Annotated in this window: 23 protein-coding genes and 7 pseudogenes; 15 read left to right on the top strand and 15 right to left on the bottom strand. The window is 54.8% G+C overall.

Going from position 1 to position 20,631, the window contains the following annotated elements:
- The 3 genes from DV706_RS18120 to DV706_RS18130 form a co-directional block, all read right to left on the bottom strand.
- Complete coding sequence (locus tag DV706_RS18120; protein ID WP_049889772.1) at positions 1–1,095, bottom strand: ABC transporter ATP-binding protein; 1,095 nt, start codon at positions 1,093–1,095, stop codon at positions 1–3.
- A 33-nt stretch (positions 1,096–1,128) separates the two neighbouring features.
- A complete protein-coding gene (locus DV706_RS18125) occupies positions 1,129–2,196 on the bottom strand; it encodes an ABC transporter substrate-binding protein (protein ID WP_006065967.1) in 1,068 nt (355 codons plus the stop codon).
- 388 nt (positions 2,197–2,584) lie between these two features.
- The gene (locus DV706_RS18130) at positions 2,585–2,857 is read right to left on the bottom strand and encodes a hypothetical protein (protein WP_006065968.1); all 273 of its coding nucleotides are present in this window, start codon (positions 2,855–2,857) and stop codon (positions 2,585–2,587) included.
- Between the two features lie 300 nt (positions 2,858–3,157).
- Between DV706_RS18130 and DV706_RS18135 the strand changes: the two genes are divergently transcribed.
- From DV706_RS18135 to DV706_RS18165, 7 genes and pseudogenes are all read left to right on the top strand, one after another.
- Positions 3,158–4,303, top strand: coding sequence for a Fic family protein (locus tag DV706_RS18135; protein WP_049889773.1), 1,146 nt, complete (start codon positions 3,158–3,160; stop codon positions 4,301–4,303).
- 245 nt (positions 4,304–4,548) lie between these two features.
- Positions 4,549–4,764 (top strand): hypothetical protein, encoded by a 216-nt coding sequence (locus DV706_RS18145; RefSeq protein WP_006065971.1) that lies wholly within the window; start codon positions 4,549–4,551, stop codon positions 4,762–4,764.
- 542 nt (positions 4,765–5,306) lie between these two features.
- Entirely contained in the window at positions 5,307–5,429 is a 123-nt protein-coding gene (locus DV706_RS22355; RefSeq protein WP_006065972.1) for a hypothetical protein, read from the top strand.
- A gap of 68 nt (positions 5,430–5,497) precedes the next feature.
- Positions 5,498–6,802, top strand: a complete 1,305-nt coding sequence (locus tag DV706_RS18150) for an IS4 family transposase (protein ID WP_083902013.1) — start codon at positions 5,498–5,500, stop codon at positions 6,800–6,802.
- A gap of 10 nt (positions 6,803–6,812) precedes the next feature.
- Positions 6,813–7,667 (top strand): annotated as a pseudogene (locus DV706_RS18155) (orc1/cdc6 family replication initiation protein); the annotation flags it as partial.
- Positions 7,668–7,735: 68 nt separating this feature from the next.
- Entirely contained in the window at positions 7,736–8,557 is an 822-nt protein-coding gene (locus tag DV706_RS18160; protein WP_136350959.1) for an IS5 family transposase, read from the top strand.
- A 96-nt stretch (positions 8,558–8,653) separates the two neighbouring features.
- Positions 8,654–8,947, top strand: a pseudogene (locus tag DV706_RS18165) (cell division control protein Cdc6); the annotation flags it as partial.
- Between the two features lie 77 nt (positions 8,948–9,024).
- On the opposite strand, the pseudogene DV706_RS18170 reads toward DV706_RS18165, so the two are convergent.
- Positions 9,025–9,318 (bottom strand): annotated as a pseudogene (locus tag DV706_RS18170) (SCO family protein); the annotation flags it as partial.
- 117 nt (positions 9,319–9,435) lie between these two features.
- Here DV706_RS18170 and DV706_RS18175 point away from each other — a divergent pair.
- Complete coding sequence (locus tag DV706_RS18175) at positions 9,436–9,654, top strand: hypothetical protein (protein WP_083902067.1); 219 nt, start codon at positions 9,436–9,438, stop codon at positions 9,652–9,654.
- 68 nt (positions 9,655–9,722) lie between these two features.
- Here the strand turns inward: DV706_RS18175 and DV706_RS22360 are convergent, their stop codons facing one another.
- The gene (locus DV706_RS22360; RefSeq protein ID WP_275040556.1) at positions 9,723–9,848 is read right to left on the bottom strand and encodes a hypothetical protein; all 126 of its coding nucleotides are present in this window, start codon (positions 9,846–9,848) and stop codon (positions 9,723–9,725) included.
- Positions 9,849–9,915: 67 nt separating this feature from the next.
- On the opposite strand from DV706_RS22360, the gene DV706_RS18185 reads away from it, so the two are divergent.
- Complete coding sequence (locus tag DV706_RS18185; RefSeq protein ID WP_006067168.1) at positions 9,916–10,098, top strand: thioredoxin domain-containing protein; 183 nt, start codon at positions 9,916–9,918, stop codon at positions 10,096–10,098.
- A 159-nt stretch (positions 10,099–10,257) separates the two neighbouring features.
- Here DV706_RS18185 and DV706_RS18190 read toward each other — a convergent pair whose 3' ends face one another.
- Positions 10,258–10,824 (bottom strand): hypothetical protein, encoded by a 567-nt coding sequence (locus DV706_RS18190; RefSeq protein ID WP_136350960.1) that lies wholly within the window; start codon positions 10,822–10,824, stop codon positions 10,258–10,260.
- Positions 10,817–10,975, bottom strand: a complete 159-nt coding sequence (locus tag DV706_RS18195) for a DUF2080 family transposase-associated protein (protein WP_006067170.1) — start codon at positions 10,973–10,975, stop codon at positions 10,817–10,819. Before DV706_RS18195 ends, DV706_RS18190 begins: the two co-directional genes overlap by 8 nt.
- A gap of 77 nt (positions 10,976–11,052) precedes the next feature.
- Between DV706_RS18195 and DV706_RS18200 the strand changes: the two genes are divergently transcribed.
- A complete protein-coding gene (locus DV706_RS18200) occupies positions 11,053–11,673 on the top strand; it encodes an SIMPL domain-containing protein (protein WP_006067171.1) in 621 nt (206 codons plus the stop codon).
- Between the two features lie 99 nt (positions 11,674–11,772).
- On the opposite strand, the gene DV706_RS18205 is transcribed toward DV706_RS18200, so the two are convergent.
- Positions 11,773–12,192 carry a PIN domain-containing protein gene (locus DV706_RS18205; protein WP_006067172.1) on the bottom strand — a complete coding sequence of 140 codons (420 nt, stop codon included), beginning with the start codon at positions 12,190–12,192 and terminating at the stop codon, positions 11,773–11,775.
- On the bottom strand, positions 12,176–12,397 hold the full coding sequence (locus DV706_RS18210) for an antitoxin VapB family protein (protein WP_006067173.1): 222 nt from the start codon (positions 12,395–12,397) through the stop codon (positions 12,176–12,178). Before DV706_RS18210 ends, DV706_RS18205 begins: the two co-directional genes overlap by 17 nt.
- A 278-nt stretch (positions 12,398–12,675) precedes the next feature.
- On the opposite strand from DV706_RS18210, the gene DV706_RS18215 reads away from it, so the two are divergent.
- Positions 12,676–12,921 (top strand): hypothetical protein, encoded by a 246-nt coding sequence (locus DV706_RS18215; protein WP_006067174.1) that lies wholly within the window; start codon positions 12,676–12,678, stop codon positions 12,919–12,921.
- Between the two features lie 15 nt (positions 12,922–12,936).
- On the opposite strand, the gene DV706_RS18220 is transcribed toward DV706_RS18215, so the two are convergent.
- Together DV706_RS18220 and DV706_RS18225 are read right to left on the bottom strand one after the other, a co-directional pair.
- Entirely contained in the window at positions 12,937–13,131 is a 195-nt protein-coding gene (locus tag DV706_RS18220; protein WP_136350962.1) for a hypothetical protein, read from the bottom strand.
- A 151-nt stretch (positions 13,132–13,282) separates the two neighbouring features.
- Positions 13,283–14,485, bottom strand: a pseudogene (locus tag DV706_RS18225) (ATP-binding protein); the annotation flags it as partial.
- Positions 14,486–14,598: 113 nt separating this feature from the next.
- On the opposite strand from DV706_RS18225, the pseudogene DV706_RS18230 reads away from it, so the two are divergent.
- A pseudogene (locus tag DV706_RS18230) lies at positions 14,599–15,910 on the top strand (RNA-guided endonuclease InsQ/TnpB family protein).
- Positions 15,911–15,935: 25 nt separating this feature from the next.
- Here DV706_RS18230 and DV706_RS18235 read toward each other — a convergent pair.
- The 3 genes and pseudogenes from DV706_RS18235 to DV706_RS18245 all read right to left on the bottom strand — a co-directional run.
- Positions 15,936–16,130: pseudogene (locus DV706_RS18235) on the bottom strand (ATP-binding protein); the annotation flags it as partial.
- Between the two features lie 169 nt (positions 16,131–16,299).
- Positions 16,300–16,575 (bottom strand): hypothetical protein, encoded by a 276-nt coding sequence (locus DV706_RS18240; protein WP_006067180.1) that lies wholly within the window; start codon positions 16,573–16,575, stop codon positions 16,300–16,302.
- 85 nt (positions 16,576–16,660) lie between these two features.
- Positions 16,661–16,807, bottom strand: a pseudogene (locus DV706_RS18245) (RNA-guided endonuclease TnpB family protein); the annotation flags it as partial.
- Positions 16,808–16,833: 26 nt separating this feature from the next.
- Between DV706_RS18245 and DV706_RS18250 the strand changes: the two are divergent.
- From DV706_RS18250 to DV706_RS18260, 3 genes are all read left to right on the top strand, one after another.
- Positions 16,834–17,403, top strand: coding sequence for a hypothetical protein (locus DV706_RS18250; RefSeq protein ID WP_006067182.1), 570 nt, complete (start codon positions 16,834–16,836; stop codon positions 17,401–17,403).
- A 363-nt stretch (positions 17,404–17,766) separates the two neighbouring features.
- A complete protein-coding gene (locus DV706_RS18255; RefSeq protein ID WP_006067183.1) occupies positions 17,767–18,324 on the top strand; it encodes an IS1096 element passenger TnpR family protein in 558 nt (185 codons plus the stop codon).
- Complete coding sequence (locus DV706_RS18260; RefSeq protein ID WP_006067184.1) at positions 18,314–20,110, top strand: SWIM zinc finger family protein; 1,797 nt, start codon at positions 18,314–18,316, stop codon at positions 20,108–20,110. The genes DV706_RS18255 and DV706_RS18260 overlap by 11 nt, the downstream gene beginning before the upstream one ends.
- A 98-nt stretch (positions 20,111–20,208) precedes the next feature.
- Here DV706_RS18260 and DV706_RS18265 read toward each other — a convergent pair whose 3' ends face one another.
- Positions 20,209–20,616 carry a metal-dependent hydrolase gene (locus tag DV706_RS18265; protein ID WP_240756895.1) on the bottom strand — a complete coding sequence of 136 codons (408 nt, stop codon included), beginning with the start codon at positions 20,614–20,616 and terminating at the stop codon, positions 20,209–20,211.
- Between the last annotated feature and the right edge of the window lie 15 nt (positions 20,617–20,631).

Consider the following 20,631-nt stretch of genomic DNA (forward strand, 5'->3'; position numbering starts at 1 on the left):
TCAGTTAACCTCCCCTACGATGACGCACGCTTCTGGCTGCCAGGCGAGATTGACGGTGGTGCCGATCGAGAGGTCGTGAGAGATACCGGCTAGCTGGTCGCTCGGGATTTCAGCTTCAACTTCGGATCCGTCCACACTGACCAGCAACCGTGTACTTTTCCCGAGGTAAGTCCTCGAGACGATTTCGCCGGTGAGCATTCCTTCGTCGTCGGTTGCGGTGATTCGCTCCGGGCGGACGTTAATCGTCACTGGTTGTCCCTCTTCGACAGCACCATTTGCGGGAACGGTGAGGGATCGGTTTGTCTCCGTGCTGAGTTCAATCTCGGCGTTTCCGTTCTGGTATTGTGTGACCGTTCCGTCGAACAAGTTTGCTTCGCCGATGAAGTCGGCGACGAACCGTGTTTTGGGCTTGTTGTAGATTTCTTCTGGCGTGCCGAGTTGCTCGCGCTGCCCGTCGTTCAGGATGAGGATTCTGTCGCTCATCGCCATTGCTTCTTCCTGATTGTGCGTGACGTAGATGGTTGTGACACCGACTTCCTCCTGAATGCGTTTGAGTTGGAAGCGGAGTTCTCTGCGGAGTTTATAATCGAGGTTCGAGAGTGGCTCGTCGAGCAGGAGGAGCGACGGTTCGATAGCGAGTGCCCGTGCGAGCGCAACACGCTGTTGCTGCCCGCCGGAGAGTTCATTCGGTGACCGGTCTTCCAGACCCGGAAGGTCCACGAGTTCGAGAGTTTCCTTTACTTTTTTCTCTCGCTCCTCTTTCGGGACACCTTCCATTTTGAGTCCGAACCCGACGTTTTCGCCAACGGTCTTGTGTGGGAACAGCGCGTATCCTTGAAATACCATCCCCGCGTTCCGGTCGTACGGAGGCACGCCACTCATCTCTCGGTCGCGGATACGGACTGCTCCCGAAGTTGCCGTTTCAAACCCGGCGATCATTCGCAGCGTTGTCGTTTTCCCACACCCACTTGGTCCTAACAGAGAGAAGAACTCTCCTTCTCGAATGTCGACGGAGAGATCGTTGACTGCTGTTACGTCTCCAAACTTCTTGACAACGTTTTCTAAGTTTACGATAGTATCTGTAGCATTTGACATTGTTATATGAATTTGCTAGATGTAATTGCGCAGTTATCCGCGAACGATTTCTTCGAACCGTTCTTGCCAGTCATCGACATACTCCTGATAGAGCGCAGGGTCCATCTGGGTGAGGAGGTCGAGATTCGCCACATCTGGGTTCTCTTCAATGATTTCGGGTGGCTCTGTCTCAGTGTACTCGATCGATGGTGCGTAAACTTGATCTTGCACGTACTCTGCCGTTGGTTCTTCGGAGATGAGGTAGTCGATGAACTTCTCGGCGGTAATCCGGTGCGGGTCTTCGACGTACGACGGGATATTTAAGACGTTTACCCAGAAGTACGCACCCTCTTCGGGAACTGTGTAGGAGACAGGGACACCGTCACGTTCGATTGCCGTTTGACGGCCGACCCAGAGGGAGCCGGCGAGTGCTGATTCACTGGTAAACGCTTCCATCGTCGAAGAGCCCGAATTGCTCCATTCGGCGACGTGCTCGTTCCGTTCTTCGACGAAGTCCCAGACTTCGTCCATCATCGCTTCGTCCTGAACGGCTTCGTTCATGTCCATTCCGAGAGCGATCGCCGCCTGACCGACGATGTAGTTCGGGTAATCGAAGTGGATTAAGGAGCCTTGCAACTCATCGGTCATGATATCCATCCACGAGTCGGGTTCCTCGACTTCCTCGTGGTTGTATGTGATGCCAGTTCCGCCGTAGATGTGAGGAATATGATGGACGTCTTCTCCGGGGTCGTAAATCGCTTCTTCGGGAACTAGTTCGTCCTGTATCTTGTCGTAGTTGGACAGGTTTTCTGTCCGGATCGGATGGATGTGGCCGTTCTCGATTGCCTCGTAGACGTCAATCTCTTCCGGATTAATGATGTGGACGTCTTCCGCACCGCCCTGAATTCGAGAGACCATTTCGTGACCGCTTGAAGCGCCTACGACGTTCACGGTTACTCCGGTCTCTTCTTCGAACGGTTCCGCGTAGAAATCTTCCATCGCGTCCTGAGCAGAGCCGCCCCAGGCCATGATCGTGATTTCTGCTGCGAGTTCTTCTCCGTCAACGGTTATCGTCTCCACTTCGTCATCACCGAGGCAGCCGGCGAGTGCGGCAGCCGTCATACCCACTCCGGTTGTTCGGAGGAAATTTCGACGACTTCCAGTGATGGACGAGCGTGGTTTTCCTTCGGAACTACTATCAGTATCGCCGACAGTGTCGCGTTGTACCATACCACACGCTTACTACGGGTAACATATAAATCTACCCTATAATCATGTCTTTTGATAAGTGTGCCACAGTAGAATGAATATGTGTTTAAATAGCTCTAATTCTTGAGAGTGGATCCAGTTTCTCAGGATCGAAGTCAGTAAATCATACACGTGTCACCGTCCCGAACTTGGCTGGCTCAGAACCCTTCACATTCTGGATTGTCTCGTCAGGTCGAAGAGTTCTGTAATGGGATGAAGAAACTGTATTGCCAACTACTGGTAGAGCAGTTTTTCGCAGAGTCTAGCACGGCTCTTCTGGGGATGTAACCCGAAGTTCGTCTTCGACTTCGTAAAAGTAGCCTCGCTCGAGGAGTCGCGTCAGTGCGTACTCGACGTCCCGTTGCTCGAGTGCTAACTCCGAATCAGAGAGCAGCACGTCGGTAGCATCGTCGTGCTCGATCACTCGAACAGCAGCTTTTCCATTGTCTAGCTGGTCTGCATGAGAGCACAGGAGGTCGTAGCACTCGAGAATCCACTCCGGAAGTGGTGGTCGTGGATCTGTGATACCAGCCATCGCAGTTCTGTATGGTCATTTCGGCAGTGATCCGCTTAACAGTATCCGTGATTCCGGTCTCAGTCCAGCATTTTTGACCTGCCAAGAATCTGGTTCGGCAACTACTGTTCAGGCGCGGGAGGATGTCAACGAGACTGATTCCGTATACTCACTTATATATGGACTACACAAAAGGAGCGTATCGAAGTTTGTGCGTATACTATCGGCGCCCGTTTTCACAACAGGGATTCATTCTGGACTCTCCGTATACCGACTATAAAAACACCTATACCAATGGAGGTGGAGTTTACTACCACCGAAATGCCAACGAGAGAGCTTCCGGATCGCGCCCCTGGAAAATACGTAGCCTACCATCCAAACCCATACTATTCACCGGAGGCGCTCCCGATAGAGCCGAAGCTCGAGATCTCCGACCAGACATATGACCTCGTGGCTGATGCCGCATACCAGATTGGTCGTATTGACGGGATTAGCTCGACAGTTGACTTCTCCGCAGTCCTTTACACCTCCCTGATTCGCATCGAGGCTGTCGAATCTGCACGTATCGAAGGAGCAGATGTGGCGTACCAAGACCTCGAGGCGTATCACACACAACACACCGATGGTGAGACAGACACAACAGTTGAGAAAGACCTGAGAGAGGCTCTCAATTACGAGAACGCGCTAACCTACGGGCTTGACCGAATTGAGGGCGGGGAGTGGATAACACTCTCGCTCATCAAGGATCTTCATTCGATACTGCTCGAGGACGTCCGTAACGATGGTGAGGTCATTGGTGACTTTCGCGACCACATGGTTCATCTAGCGAGTCCACGGTCTGGGAAACGTCCATTCGTCCCACCAACTCCGGAAGCGCTCGCTGGACTCATGCAGTCACTCGAGTCGTACATCCAGATGGGTGGACAGTACCATCCGCTCATTGACGCCGCGATAATCCACTACTTCTTCGAGACAGTCCATCCATTTTCGGACGGAAATGGTCGGCTTGGTCGACTCTTAATAATCCTCTACTTAGCGAGTGAGGGATATCTCGAGAGTCCATACATCTATCCGAGTGCGTACTTCAATCGTCACAAAGTTGAGTACGTCGAACGGATGCGTGCAGTGAGTGAGGAAGGGGAGTGGGAAGAATGGCTCATGTTTTTCCTCGAGGGGCTTCGAAGTCAAGCCGAGAAGTCGTACGGTCGGACCCATCAACTTCGTGAACTCCAAGAGCGATATGAGACGGAGTATTCAGGCACTACAAACACGGACAAATTCGCCCGACAGTTGCTCCAGTATCCCTATTTTAGAGCCCCAGATCTTCTGGAGTATCTCGATGTCTCGCGGCGGACCGCGTATAAGATCGTCGGCAATCTCGAAGAGGACGGCCTCATTGAGGAAGTGACGGGAAAGCAGCGTGGGAAAGAGTACAAGGCAGTCGATGTGTTCGACATTCTCGAGTGATCCGTCGGGAAGTGTCGTTCACTCATGTGTTTTTGCAGTCGATTGCTGAATGTGCGATCGTAGAGGCGCGTGTGAGCGAGAATCACAGCACAACGGCCGACTCGAGGCCGTTTGCGGAACAGCAGCGACTGTTCAAACTAGGTAGCGAGGCGGATCCCCACCCCACCGTGGGCGGGGTTGAAGTCGGATAGCGAGTAGGGACTGTCATCGATGCATTCAAGATCAAAATAATAGAATACTAACTTGTGGTCAACATCAAATTTGATTTTGACGACGACATGATCGCTGTCGACGACCACGACCGCAAGCGGATACTCGTCGCCGCACAGGACGGCGGTGTTTGGCGCGTTCTCGAGGGACCGATGGACGGGCCGAACACACTCTCACAGCGGACCACTGTCGAGACAGCGAATCAAGTCCTCGTCGATGCGTTGCAGTGGCTTGCCGAGTCTGACGACTAGCCTAGCGAGTATACGGCCTACACGTATTGGAGCTTGACGTCGACGATATAGGTTTGATCTCACCGTGGTTGTTCACTCAGTTCGAGTTTAGTGATGACAGCTGTCAGTGCTCTCACTGTATCGGACACCGTCGGAAGCAAGAGACACAGAGAGACACCACCCGTTCAAACGTTTTCACCGGGAATGTCTTCTGGGTGTCAGTCCGATACCCACCATCTGTTCAAACGTTTAGAGGAGATAAATGGTCTCTCGCTGCGTTTTTCATCAAAACTCTTCTTCAGAAACGGATATTAGATCGAACACACCACCCATTCAAACGTTTCTAGAGCACTAGCAGTGCGGATTTGGTTGTCTCCACCTCATAATAAATTTATCCCAGTCACTAGACCCTTATCTGATGAAATCCCAGCTTCGAGGTACTCTCTCACGATAAAACGATTGAATCAGTGGTGTCTCTCTCCTCTACTATCGATCGAAACGAACGAATCGTTCGTAACGTTCGCACCGGTGGTTTTATTGGAGAGTTAGAGAGTTAACAACTCATGACACTATTCGAGCGATCTGAAGCTATCTTTGAGGATGAAAACGTCCTTCATGACGACTATCAGCCTGAATCGCTCGAGGAACGAGACGATGAACTCAAGCAGTCATCCGTCTTTAGCTAAGCGAAGAATCGCATGACTGCGGCGGCTTATCGGGACAACTTTTCGGAAGGAATGAGGAGGATTCAGCTGTGCACACAGAACCCTCCTCACGTCATATTGAACGTCGTCTCACTAACCTCCTTCCTTCTGAAGCACTCGAAGACCACGCCGAAGGTGTCGGCGTGGTCGAGCGCGAGGGGAAGCTTCAGCTCCCGCCACTTGTCTGGTCGTTTGCGTTCGGCTTCGCCGCAGGCGAAAGCCGAACGCTTGCAGCCTTCAGACGAACCTACAACTCCACTGCTGACGAGTCGATCTCTCCGGGTGGTTTCTATCAGCGGTTGACTCCGACACTCGCAGAGTACCTCCGCGACCTCGTCGAATACGGGTTCGACGAGGTCGCTGTGCCTCACACCGTCTCTGATGAGTTCGACCGCTTTCGGGACGTGATGATCGCTGATGGAACCGTCCTGCGGTTGCACGAGTTGCTCTCTGAAGAGTACAAAGCACGTCACGAGGAGCAGGCTGGAGCGAAGCTCCACCTGCTCCACAACGTCACTGATCAGACGGTCGAACACTTCAGCGTCACAGACGAGAAAACGCATGACAGCACGTTGTTCAACACAGGTTCGTGGCTGGAAGAACGATTAGCGATCTTCGATCTCGCCTACTTCAAGTACCGGCGGTTCGCGTTGATCGACGAGAACGACGGCTACTTTGTTAGCCGGCTGAAAAAGAGCGCAAACCCGGTTGTAACCGAGGAATTACGGGAATGGCGCGGCCGCGCCATTCCCTTGGAAGGCGAGAAAATCTTTGACATCGTCGACGACCTTTCCCGCAAATACATCGACGTGGAAGTCGAGGTCGAGTTCGACCGGCGAGAGTACGCGGGCACGCAGTCACATGATACGAAACGGTTCCGCGTCGTCGGCGTCCGCAACGAGGACGACGACGACTATCATCTGTACATCACGAACCTGTCTCGGGAAGAGTTTCTCCCGGCCGATCTAGCGACGATCTACCGATGTAGATGGGAAGTAGAGCTGTTGTTTCGAGAACTCAAGACTCAGTACGAGCTAGACAAGTTCGACACAACGAAGAAGCATATCGTAGAGATTCTGCTGTACGCAGCGTTGTTATCATTGGTCGTGAGTCGTGATTTGCTCGGGCTGGTCATCGAGCACGCTGATGATGGGATCGTGTTCCCGCCGGAACGCTGGGCGGCGACCTTTCGGTCGCACGCCCAGCTCATCCTCCGTGAACTGAGAGAATATCTCGCCTACTCACCGCCGCCACTGCTACAACGACTGATCGAAGACGCTCAGAAGATCCACAAGCAACGACCAATCCTCCAAGAACAACTCGCTACCACCATCCAACCGACCGCTGAGGTTTAGCTAAAGATCAATGCTCAAGCAGTATACAGCGTATCTTCAACCCGTTATCAACGGCTCACAGCCTCGAAATATCTTCCTCTATGGAAAGACGGGTGTAGGGAAAACAGCCGCCACGAAGTATCTTCTTCACCATCTCGAGGAGGATGCCAAACAGTACGATGATCTCACGGTCACGACTGTCTATCTCAATTGTGAAGATTTGACCAGTAGTTATCGGGTTGCCGTGGAACTCGTCAATTCGTTCCGTGATCCATCCAAACAAATCAGCCGCACCGGCTACCCACTGAATGCCGTCTATGAAAAGCTCTGGACAGAACTCGATCGGATCGGTGGAACGGTATTGATTGTCTTAGACGAAGTAGACTACATTGGTGATGACGACTCGATTCTCTATCAGCTTCCGCGTGCACGCAGCAACGAAAAAATCGAACAGGCTCGTATCGGCATCATCGGGATCAGTAACGACTTCAAATATCGGGAGAAGCTCGATCCACGAGTCGAAGACACCCTCTGTGAGCGCGAACTCCACTTCCCACCATACGATGCAAACGAACTCCAGAATATCCTTGAAAAGCGAGCTGTGTTAGCGTTTAAAGACGAGATTCTCGAGGGCGACGTCGTCCCGCTGTGTGCGGCATTCGCAGCACAGGACAAGGGCAGTGCCCGCCAGGGACTCGATCTGCTTCTCGAGGCTGGCGATCTAGCTCGTCGGCGGAACGATCCAGTTGTCACTGAGGACCACGTCCGTGAGGCAAAACAACTGCTGGAAAAGCAACGAATCGAAGAGAGCATGAAGGAGTTGACCTCTCACGGACACCTCACGCTCTTAGCTGTGGTCACCTCAACAGTTGCTGATCATTCTGCTCTGTAGGATCACTAGACAGCGTCGCTACGACTGTGATATCTCGGTAGAAAGCGAAGAGACGGAGTGTTGTGACTTCGGAATTCCGTCTCTTCACTCGTAATTCGGTGACGAAAGCTAAAGCAGTTGTCGCTGACCCCGACGAACCCGCCGACCCCGAAGGGGGTGGCGGGTTCGCCGAGTGGGCAATGCTGACACTTCAGGCACTCCGCATCGAACTTGGAAAGTCCTACCGCCAGACAATCGATCTCCTCAGCGAAATGCCCGGCATTCTCGAGGAAATCGGGCTCACGCGACCCCCACACTTCACGGTGCTTCGTGACTGGTTCGAGACCATCTCAATGGAGACCTACCGTGCGTTTCTCGGCGAGTCAGCCGAGAAACGCACTGGCCACGCAGGGATCGATTCAACCGGCTTCGACCGTGATCAGCCATCGCGTCACTATGCACAGCGAGCGCACTACCGCGTTCGCTCGCTCAAAGTCACCGCGCTCGTAGACGTGAAAACACTGTACGTCTTCGACGTTCACTGCACCACGACGAAGAAACACGACGCGAAGATCGGGCCGCAGGTCGCGCGGCGCAACGCCGCGGACCTGCGGTCACTGGCTGCTGACCGTGGCTACGATGGTAAACCGTTCCGCGACGAACTTCGTGCCAACGGCATTCGTCCGCTGATCAAGCATCGGATCTACTCCTCGCTTGATCGAGCACACAACGCCCGAATGAGTAGCCGCTGGTACAACCGACGCTGGATGGTTGAGACTGTTTTCTCGTCGATCAAGCGCACGCTCGGCTCCGCCGTGCGTGCGCGAAGCTGGCAGCTCGAATTCCGAGAGATGGTGCTGAAGTGTGCCGTCTACAATCTTCGTCGAACGGTAAGATATCCGTAGAACCGACCGCTGTGTATCGGTTTCCACCGGATGGCAGAGTGAGTGAAAACGCCGAAATCAAGTGTCGTCTAGCGGTCCTACGAAGCAGATCATTCTCAAGTTCCGTTCCAAAAGCAACAGCTCTATCACGAGTATCAAGATCTTGCAGTCGCAACAAATCGGGATCCGCTTGGTGGGAGAGCTTTCCATAACCACTTAGCTGAACTCTCGATGCTTGGCATTCTCGATCGAACAAAGCGAAACGAAGGCAGAGGTGGTGGAATCTACTACGAATATGAGATCGATGTACCGATTGATGCGGCTCTTTCGACACTCGAGAATTTGCATATGAGCGGCGAACTAGATCTAGAGTCCCTTCGCCAGAATGCAGAGAACCAAGGCCTCTTGTGACTCATCGGGCAACTCTTTGGTCGGCCCCACACACCACCGATTCAAACGTTTCTCGGGGCTTGACCCCGAGAGGCAGTTCACGCCGTTACCACCGTTTCGAAGTCGTCGACCACCTGCGACGGGTCGACGGTCGCCCCATCCGGATAGACTCGCTTGATGAGTCCCTGTTCGTTGACGAGGAAAATGTAGTTATAGTGGGGGAACATGTACTCGAGGTTGTCGTACTCGTCAACGTCCTGTTTCTCGAGTGGCAGTCCGAACTGTTCAGTGATGCTCGCTTTTGCATCCTCGTATCGGTTCGGACGGAGGAAGTGCCAGTTTCCAGCGTTGAGGTCGACGCCCTGTTGATCGGCGTCTGCTCGTAACACCTCATTCTGGGGATGATTGCGGAGACCAATTTCCGTATGATCCGTCGCTCGACATTGCCACGACGTTCGTTCGATTCCGGTCCACAATGTCTATCCGTATCATCCACATAGAGTACCTGTATGGATTCAAAGACCGCATCACGACGGTCGCTATTTGGCCTTGCAGGCGCGGCGAGTCTCTGCTGTCTAGCGCTTGCTCCTAGCGCTGTTGGGCTGGCAGGCGGTGGCGCCGCGGCTGGACTAGGCGCCGGTCTCGGACAGATCATCGTGACGATGCTAACACTGGGAGTCATCGGATTCGTCGTCCGCTGGCGGGCGGGCTGTTCGCCATGCGATTGACATCCTCCACACGACTGAAGTCATGGGCTTTCTCCTCGGCGTTCTGTAATTCAAGCGATCCGTTGTCGTCACTCTTTAGCGTGCGTTTCGGGAAGGTCAACCAGCGTGTCTGCGGACTGGAAGTCGTCACTGAGTCGGTCGACTTCCTCGTCATCTTTTAACCGTCGTAATCGGTGGTCTCCTCTTCTTGTCACTGTGACCCCTCCCGCGAGACGACGCATTGTTCGGGATGGCCTGCTCGTTCGAGAAAGAACAGCAAGAGTGCGAGACCCCCAAGTTGGAGGTGCGTTCGAAGCCGACGCGGAACAGGCAAGGGCGTTCGACATCCGTGGGACACCGACGTTCGTCGTCTTCGACCCGGAAACAGAGGCGGCCGGGACGCTAGTTGGCGCCCAGCCACTAGAGTGGTTCACAGACGCACTCGAGCAGATACGAGAAGCGTAGCGAGAAGTTCAACCTCGCTTGCGACCGACTCGATACGCTCGAGACACAACTTCGTAGACACCGAGCGGGCTTCGAGGGAGGCGTCGTACAGCAGGCTCTCGTTGTCACTCTGGATGTTGAGTTGGAAGTTCAGCGTCTTGATGAGAGCCTGTGAGGCAATTATTTGATACGAACGTCGATCAGAGTACCCATCTCGTGAGTCGGAGAACTATACTGAATATGAAAATCCGACTCATACGAGCGTTTGTGACATTCTTCCGTCCTCTCGACGTTGACCGAAACTGTCGGAAGACCATCCCACGGCGGAAGGACTTCTTCCTCACGTCCTTCTTCAATCGCCTGTTCGACTTCCTCCATCGGGATTTCAGGCTCTGCGTCCCACCACTTCCTCGATGCGTTAATATCCACCATACATCGCTCTGGTGGGCCTTCTATCGGCTCTGTATACACGACGGAGGGGTCGATTCCAACCCGGTCGAGTTCTCCCATCTCAATTCCCGCAAAGCACATGAGAGTCATCCCATCGTCCTCGACTGAGGCGTGTTGTATCGTCGCGTTCAACGTCGCCTTCGGAAGTGTATCACTTTGATACGACCGGCCATTATACTTCTCAGTCGGAGAACTAATCGCACCATCAAACCGAAGCACTACATCGCGTTTTTCAGCATTACAGAGAGTCCGAACGATTGAGGCCGTTCTCGGAGAATCCTCAGCTGTACTACTCATCATTCTCCTCCTCTGTGGGTTCTGAGATTCGGACGACTTTCACGTCGGCTCCACGCCAGCGTTTGGGAACGGTGACGTGGGCGCTGTTCCCGAACGGTTTGACCTCGCCATCGAGAACTTCCTCGCCGTCGATTTCAAAGCGATTTCCCATACTGTGTATATCCTTTAGATATACTTAGACGTATTGGTGACGTGTTATATTTCAATATGTGTCTATACCAGACGAGTATGGAGAACACGGTTACTACCATAGCAACAGGGCAGGCTGACACTCTTCCTGACAAGACACGGATCAAGTTAGAAATAATAGCGGAGGGTGATACTGCCGAAGCTGCGCGCCAAGCAGTAGCTGATCACGAAGCCACGCTTCGAGAGACGCTCCTCACGGAGACCTCACTGTCTCTGGAGCAAATTCGAGCTACTGGATTTGAAGTCCGACATCGGGAAGATCAATTTGATCCCAGTCAAACTGGCTCCGACTACCGAGCAGTCAAAGATGTCCAAGTGGACACTCAGCCCGGACACGTAGGAGATATTGTCGTGATTGCCACGGACGCAGGGGCTTCAGTCGCGAGTGTTGGTTTCTCGATTACAGACTCCACTCGAGGCGACCTCGAAAAACAAGCGCTCGCGAATGCTATGGAGAAAGCCCGAGAACAGTCAGAAACGCTGGCTAGCGTCGAAGACGCTACTGTTGGAACCGTTCTCAACGTGGAAACTCGAGAGCCCAGTGGAATGCAAACTATCGTCGATGATGCACTAGAAATCGGTTCTGATCACGACTTCCAACCCAGTCCAATCAGCGTCTCCGGAGAGGTTGAAGTGACCTATGAATTAATTCAAAATTAAGTACTTTCTCTTTTCAGACCAGGACACAATCTCCGCCTGGATCCAACCCGGGGGTGTTATCAGCTATCTGCTCACCGCCTCCAGAGGCGTGCTCCCAATTCAGTCAGTCGGTTCGCGGTCGGTGGCAGCGTAATACTCGACGTTGAGCTCAGCGACCTTCTCGAAGTCGCCGTCTCGAGCAAGTAGCGGCATATCGACGTTACGAGCGACACCTGCAATCAAGACGTCCATCATGTTGATCGGATCCTCGTTAGCCATGAGTTTAGCGTCGATCACCGCCGCCTCTCGAGCGGCTGTTTCTGTAAACTCCAGGGGGTTAATCCAGTCGAGTTGGTCGGCGAGATCAGCGACGCCGTCACGTCCAGCTTGGCGGGCTCGATACTGATACACCTCGAATAGCACGATTGTCGGCGAGAACCAGGGTTGTGTCGGCCGATCTTCGATATATGACCGGATATCGTCGTGGTGGTCGGTTTCGGGGTCAAGGAAGTCAACGAGGGCGCTACTGTCTAAGATCACGGCGTCCTCTCGAGTCGCGGTCGAATCGATCGCGGAACTCGTCGCGTTTGTCACCGAGTCCAGGGTATTTCCCGGCGGCTTCCATCGGGTCTTTCTCACCCTGCGTCAATCGCATAACGACGTCACTAAAGCTCTCATTGTCCCGCTTGTGCCGTTTCAGGCGTTCGTACGCATCGTCTTTGATACTAATCGTTTTCGTCCCCATGTACACGTACACATACACAGCATAGTGTGATAAGCATACTGCAGATCCACTCCAATGCAACTGACTGGCCGAGACAAGTTAGGGTGTTAGTTATACAACCAGGATGTTTATTGCGCATTGTTAGTGACATATTTGATATGAAATCTCCTGAACGGACTTGTGCAGAAGATCATGAATATACGTATCCTATATACGTATTGACACAAGTCTGCCATTTGATCAAGTATTCAACATCACTTTTCATTTATATTCTTGCACGTGTTGTTATCGGCTTTCTTGTGCGACTTCTTCCGCTCGCTGTCGTGGCCGTTGCAATGATCGTCTTTTTTATCGGGATTCTATTATTGGATCCAGTCCTTTCTCTCGCTGGATTTTCGGAGCAGGAAATCGCCGCAACGATGGGAATTACTGTTCTCGTCGGCATCTGGATCGTCGCAATCGCTCTCTATTTCCGGTTTCGTGATTCAGACGATGAGAGCGAAGACGAGGACGAGAACGAGACACCGGTTGGCTCGCTTCGGTGATAGTGATCGAGGTCACTAGTCGTCTTCGAGGGACTCGGCAACGAGCGCAGTTGGATCCGGGATATGATACTCTTCCATAAAGTTCGAGGGGTCGCGCTCGAACTCCCTGACCCACTCATCGTACACTCGCTTCGATTCCTGTGCACTCTTTCGAATTCGCTGAAATTCGTCATCGTATTCTCTAATCCAGTGCTCGTGCCCCTGCTTCATTTCTCGCAGCGTCTGTACATCTCGCTGCAGATCGCGCTCTGATTTCATCGCATCCCCGGCTTCCCGTGCAATCTCCCGCTCGCGCTCGGGAATCCCACGACTTCAGTCGTGTGGAGGATGTCAATCATAGCCGGAAGGCAGCGCCCACTTATCAAAAGAATAGCATTTCTAGGTCACCGATACTGAATAGCGACCAATTGTCGTCGAGGTCGTCCTCGAGTCCCTCAACGAATCCGCTTCTCGAGAAGAGGGCAAACCGTTCTTCTCGATCTCCTGGCCCCCATCGAACGTTTTCAGCTTTGTCCCGAAGGCTCTCGACGAGTGCGTATCCGACAGGATCAGCGGTCCACTTGCACTCGGCAAGCAGGATTCGATCGTCGTCGGGTGCAAGACCAACGATGTCGACCTCTTCTTCGCCGTACCACCATCGCCCGACCGTGGAGTACGGGTCGAATTCACCGCGTCGAATCGCCTCCCAGACGGCCTCCTGACAGATGTCCTCGAACGTGGTTGCGACGTGGGTGGGAAGATCGGGCTCGATGGTACCATCGAAGACAATGGTTGGCGCTTCTTCGATACTAGAGCGGTTCGGCTCGACATATCGGAACCAGAAACGCAGGAACTCATCGGCAACACGATACTGAGACCGTTTGGACTTCTGACTGGACGCTGTGACTGGAACCTCGCGGTCAATGAGTCGCAGTCGCCGGAGTGTCTGGAGGTACTTCGACAACGGTCCCGGATCGATTCCAGTTGCTCCTGAAATCTCGTTCGGTGTCGTATGACCCAGCGCAACCGCCTCGAGGATACTCATATACCGAGCGGGGTTTCGTAGCTCGGTCCGCAACAGAAACTCTGGCTCGTTGTAGAGGACAGCTGTCGATGAGAGGAGCTGCGTCTGGATGTTCTCGGCAAGCGTCCGGTCGTAGTCGAAGAGCGTGAGGTACATCGGCGTCCCCCCAGTAACCGAGTACGACCGAATCGCGTCTGTAAGATCGTACGTGATGACGTCCTGAGCCTGTTGAAACGAAAACGGCTGGAGATCGATCTGGCCCGTCCGACGACCGTACAACGGACTTTCGTGACCGAGTACCTCTGACTCCATAGTACTCACACTCGAGCCACAGAGCACGAGCATGGAGTCGGTGTGTTGGAGCTGTTCGTCAACAAACGCCTGAATATACGATGGGAGAGAGTCGTTCTCCGCGATCAGATAGGGGAACTCGTCGATGACAACGACATGTCGTTCCGACGTGAGCTTGTCTCCGAGATATTCGAAGGCGTCATCCCAACCGTCGATGCGTGGGACACGATCGTCGAAGGTGTCGGCGACTTGTTCAACTAAGCGGTAGCGCGGAGTCCCCTTCCTCAAGCGCGAGCAAAGCGAGCGGTAGGGAGGGGAGGAGCGCGTTCGTATAGCTGGGAATTTTCGCCATCTGTAAATAACCTCAGAGCTACATTGAATATGTGGTAGACGACTACGTGCGTCGGACGGCAATCACGCGCCTTTCGGTGACTGACGAGCAGCGCGACCTGCTTGAAGAGACGATCACCGAGTGGAAACGCGGGTGTCAACTCGCCACGGACATTGCGTGGGGCAAGTGCAACGCGAAAAGCGACGTACAGCCCCTCGCCTACGATACCGTGCGTGAACAAACCGACCTCGGGAGTCAGCACGCGATTCTCGCTACCCACCAGGCTGCACAGGCCATCACCGGCTGTATCGAACGTCGCTCGAATGGGAAGGCGGCCAGAAAACCGACATTCACCGCGCCGACGGTGAAATACGATACTCGAACTATGACGCTATTTGAGGACGAGACGGTGTCACTTGCCACCACGGAGAGCCGCGTCAGGTGTGACCTTGTCTTGCCCGACGCCGACGATGGCCACCAACGGCAGTACCTCGATTCCGACGAGTGGAGTGTCACGGAAAGCACGCTCACTGCTCGTGACGGTGACTACGTTTTACACATCGGCTTCCGCCGCCACAAGACCGATACCGAGCGCAATACCGCCGAGGACGGAACGGTTCTCGGGGTTGACCTCGGTATCGAAAACCTTGCCGTCACCAGTACCGCCCGATTTATCAGCGGGCGGGAGCTAACCCACGACCTCCGTGAGTTCGAGAAGGTACGCGCCGGACTCCAACAGACTGGGACACGAAGCGCCCACCGGACGCTCGAACAGTCAAGTGGCCGCGAACTTCGCTACGTCCGTGACGTGCTTCACCGAGCGTCCAACGCCATCGTAGACGAAGCACTCCGGTACGACTGTGACGTGATCGCGTTCGAGGATTTGACTGACATCCGTGACCGAACGGGAGCGTCGTGGGGGCACAAATGGGCGTTCCGACTGCTGTACGAACAGGTGGAGTACAAAGCTGAATCTGTCGGCATCACGGTAAAGCAAGTGGGTTCGGCGTATACGTCAAAGCGGTGCGCCGAGTGTGGCTTCACGGCGAGTGAGAACCGTCCAACTCGCACTGATTTCTGCTGTCAGAAGTGTGGAGCCAAAGCAAACGCGGACTACAATGCGGCGAAGAACATTGGGATGCGGTACGTCCGTCGGGGCCAACAGTCGTCTCGGCGGACGGGCGACAGTCAACTCGCCCTGAAGTCTGGAACGGTGACGTCCTCAGGTTTCGTAGAAACCTGATGGGTTGCACGAGAGCTTGCTCTCGTGAACGCCGAGTGGCGGATTTACCACCCACCCTGACGGGTTCGAGGCCGAGTTCACGGACAAGCCCCACCCTCAACGAGCGAACCCGTCAGGGTGAGCGAAGTAGGGTGGGGTAGTTGACCGAACTTCTCACGCTGGCGGTGTTCGGCTTCCTGAGCTGCGAGGTAATATATGTGGGGACGGTCAGTACAGAATTCTTTGAGCAATTCCGTTTTCCCGACGCGGCGTCGCCCGTAGACGACGTAGAAATCGTGACCGGGCGAATTGAACGCAGTCTCGAGTGCAGCGAGTTCGTCATCCCGGTCGTAGAAGGTCATACTCTACATAATGATTCGTACGATAATGACTTGTGCGTTTCGGCGGATTGGAATCTGAAACCCCAGATTCAGTATGAAGAAGATATTGAAATTGTCGTCCAGAACAGTGTTAGCAGCGCTGATCTCGGCTGCACCTGAATGCGATTGCAGTTGAGTTCGGTCTGCTCGATTAAAGCAAGCGATCACGATCCTCGAGGTCGTGCTCACGTCGGTCTGACGATGATGGTTTCGGTGACAATCGTGGTTGCCACCAAATACGCCCGCTCGTGCCGACGTTCTTCGTCTCGAGTTCATTGTAGTCGACAAGGCGCTCGAGGCGCTCGTGGGAGCTCTCACGATCGAGACTAAGTCGATCTGCCACTTCGATCGTCGTCAACGGGGCTCCGGACTCCTCGAAAAGCGAGAGCGTCTTTCGGAGCGACTCACTCAACGAAGTGGCGGTCACTGTTGTGATCAATCCCTCACAAGTTATAAGATCACCGCTGGGGGGAAGGGGAGTTGAATGCTGGTTTCGGTGGCGAGCGGCGGTCGGCTTTCGAGGTGACGTGGTAACCGTCGTCGCCATGCCAATACCACTCGCTTGCGGTATTGGCACAGTGTTTGAACTGCTCGACGGTCTCGTGGGGGAGTGCGTCGGCTCCACCGGGGGTGTCGAGTTTGATGACGGCGGTACTGATTTCTTTGAGGTGCACGAACGGCCGTTATGGCCGAGTTCGATCCCAATCACGACGACTCGGACCTGCCGGACCTCGCAGACCGTGACGACATCGTCTGGTTTCTCGAGCAGAATGACATCCCACTGCCGGACAGACTAACGGTTGAGAAGATCAAGTCTCGAGGCAGTTGGTGGGCAATCAACGAGGAATCGTTCAGTTTCCGGATTGAGCGCCACCCGTCAGGCTCGTTCTTCGCGACGTCGCCAGGTGGGAGAGGGATGCCGACGCCTGCACGGTGGCACGTCCGCAAGCAGTACACCTACGACCACACGACCGGCGAATGGGACGTGAGAGAACAGATGCGGGAGTTCCACTTCGATCCCGGGTTGCTCGTCGACGCAGAGTTCGAACGATTGCCGAAAAAAGAGATATGGGATAAGGCGATCGCTCGAGCGGAGGACGCTGATGATCCCGAGGACGTACTCAACGAGCAACTGGCTGCTACAGAAGACATGTATCGGAGTGCGTTTACCACCGTGCCTGAGGAGCACCTAGACGAGATGCTGGCAGTCCTTGAACGCGAGTTCCGGCGGCGTGCAGGCATAGACTTAGACTGATAGATAGTGCGAGCGCATACCCGCGTCTTCAGGCCTGTCTCTTACCCACAAATGGAGCCGCTATAGTGAGAGAACGGATCGGTGAATACAACCACAACTCCCGGTATTCACGGGTCTGACCAGCCTTAAGGATCTATTTCGACGATATCGAATATCTGCATTCGTCCACCCTCTCCGCTGAGATTGCCACCCGAATCGATCCTCACCTCGAGTTTCCGGTCGCAAATCGAAGTTGCGACCGTCTAAAACGCTTGTTTGGAACACCGCGAACATATGGGTAAGAGACAGGTCTTCAGGAGCGGGAGGTGGTCAATGGCTGTTTCACGAGGAACGCCTACAAGGCCAGACGAAGAAGCAACAGCCATGACGAGCTATAGATTCCGTGTGTGGCTACTGCCGAACCCACCGCTGGAGTTCGAGCCGGAGTCCGAGGTCTGGCGGGATATCGAAGTCGATGGGTCACAGACCTTGGCGGACTTTCACGAGGGAATCTTCGAAGCGTTCGAACGCTGGGAGACACATGCCTATGCGTTCCGTACCCGCGACGAACACGGGATCGCCACTCGGAGCTACGTTCATCCCCAGATGTACAGCGGCGATCAGAGCTGGCCCCCGATGGATGACGAGGACATTGATCAGTTCATCGAACAGGCTGTCCCTGACGACGTTCCCGAGGAAGCCAAAGACCGATTCAGAGACATCCGGAAGAATCCACCGGACGAAGGCAATGCCGCTGAAACTACCATCGACGACCTTGATCTCGAGCAATCACAGTCGCTATTCTACGAGTTCGACTTCGGCGACGGCTGGGAACATCACATCGAACTGCAGGAAATCCGTGAGGGCTCACTCGACAGCGAGCCAGTCGTCGTCGACGAGCAGGGCGATGCACCACCACAGTATCCCGAGTATGACGAGTGACGGTGAATGGCCTACCCTGACGGAAGCGACTGTCAGAGAACTTGCCAGATCAAAATCCTACGAGCGGGGACAGACCTATTACGAACGGGGAGCAGTCAGTGACGTGGTTCGCCGCGGTGAAACAGTCCGGGCTGACGTCGAGGGGAGCCAGTATCAGCCCTACACGGTCACCATCGAGCTCGACGACACTGGCGTCGCTCGTACCGACTGTTCCTGTCCGTACGACCACAGTGGGATCTGTAAACACCGGGTTGCTGTGCTCTTGACCTGTATTCGGGACCCCGAGAGCGTTCGCGAACAGCCACCGGTTTCGACACTGATCGCCGACGCAGATCGAGAGACACTCGAGGAGTTGCTCGTTGGACTTGCCGCGGACCGTCCAGAGGTTGCCAATGTCATCGAAACTCGTCTCACCACCATGGGAGACGCGACTACCGATACCGCCGTGTCAGTGAATACCGAATCGATACGGCGCCAAGTGAACCACGCACTCCCGAAACCGGGCAAGAAGGGGCACACCGATGCCTATGCTGAGGCAGAACGTATGGCAAATGAGCTGGACGAGTTACTCGAACAGGCACGGATGGCGATCGAGGCCGGTGACGGCGAGACCGCACTCGACGTGCTCGCAGCGATCACGGACGAACTCGCGAGCGGCAGGTGGGCGAACCTCTTGCCCTACGATGTCCCCCGTGTGTTTGAGGTGATTGATGACCTCAGCCAGGCGTTCATCGAAGCGGTTCTGACGGCTGAGTTGACCAAATCCGAGCACGATGACTGGGAGGAACGCCTCTCTGAGTGGGACGGACAATTCGACTACTACATGGGCGGCGAATCGACACTTTTGGCTGCAGCGGACGCAGCAGCCCAGGGCTGGGATGACGAACGGGTCCAGCAGGCGATGGCGGGTGACCTCGGCGAGGGGGACTTCTGGGACGACAACGATGTTTGGTACAGCGACGACATCGTGACTGCCCGGCTATCGATCCTCGACCGAGAGAATCGTATCGAGGAGTATCTCAATCTGGCAGCGGCAGCCGGCCAGACTCGAGCGTTCGCGCGAATGCTGGTCCAGGAAGATCGAATCGAGGAGGCAATCGACTACGCCATCGAGCGATTCTCGACGCCGGATGCAGCACTCGAATTGGCCAAGGCGCTCCGTGCCAACGACGAGACACAGGCGGCTCTGCAAGTGGCCGAACACGGCCTGACACTCGACGGCTACCGAAAAGACACGCTGGCAGTGTGGTTACGCAACCGAGCTGCCAGTGCAGGCGATCGCGAACTCGCGCTCGAGGCAGCTATCACTGCTTTCGAGGCGAGTCCGTCAGTGAGTACCTTCGAGGCCGTGGCAGAACTCGCCGCCGACGACTGGGGACCGATCAAGGCCGACCTGCTGGAGTCCCTTCGCACTGAAAGCTCAGGTGGCACCAGAGCCGCCCAAGTTGTGGAAGTGTTCATCCGCGAAGAGGAGTACGACGACGCAATCGAACTCGCGAACCGAACGGAGCGCACCAGCGTCATCGAACCCGTGGTCGAGGCTGTCATCGAGGAGCGACCTCAGTGGGTGATCAGCACGTCCAAATCCCAAGCCGAACCGATCATCGAACAGGGCCAGCACGACAGCTACCGGACGGCTGTTCGCTGGCTCAGACGCGCCGGTAAGGCAGCGAGGGCAGCCAACGACCTCAATGAATGGCGCGAGTACGTCGAAACGATGCGGGATGAGCACTATCAGAAGTACAAGCTTCGACCGATGCTGGACGACTTGCTTGAGGAGTTCTGAAGTACGGCGGCCGTTGGACCGGTGTGACCTCCTTGCTGTTTACGGCGAGGAAGAGGTCACCTCACACTGCTCTTTGTGGCGAGATAGGTGACGCTCCGCTATACATAGCCAACTCTAGGCATTCCGTCACGATACCAGACGATGAGCGCACCAAGGGCGAGGCCGAGTTGCGCCCACTCGTACCAGCCCATCGAGTACTGCATGAAACCGGCCGAAATGCCGTCCACTGATTCGTACGCGGGTGGCTCGAGGAGGGGCCAGAACAGAAAGGTGAGTGCAGATCCGTCGGCTGTCAGAAGAGCAGCCGGTGGGATATCCGCGAGTAGGTGAGAGACGTGTCCGATGGCGAACGCCGTTCCGACATCGGATCGCTCGAACCGGAGCGCGACGAGATAGACGGCTGGCAGTACTGGTAGAGCAAAAACACGGAACGGCCGAGCGTCCGTCGGCCAGGAAGGATTCCGAACGATCAACCGATCAGTAGACCCACGAACTGACCGTTGCAACTTCCGTTCCACGGA

It is taken from the genome of Natronorubrum bangense, from assembly GCF_004799645.1.
Lineage (GTDB): Archaea > Halobacteriota > Halobacteria > Halobacteriales > Natrialbaceae > Natronorubrum > Natronorubrum bangense.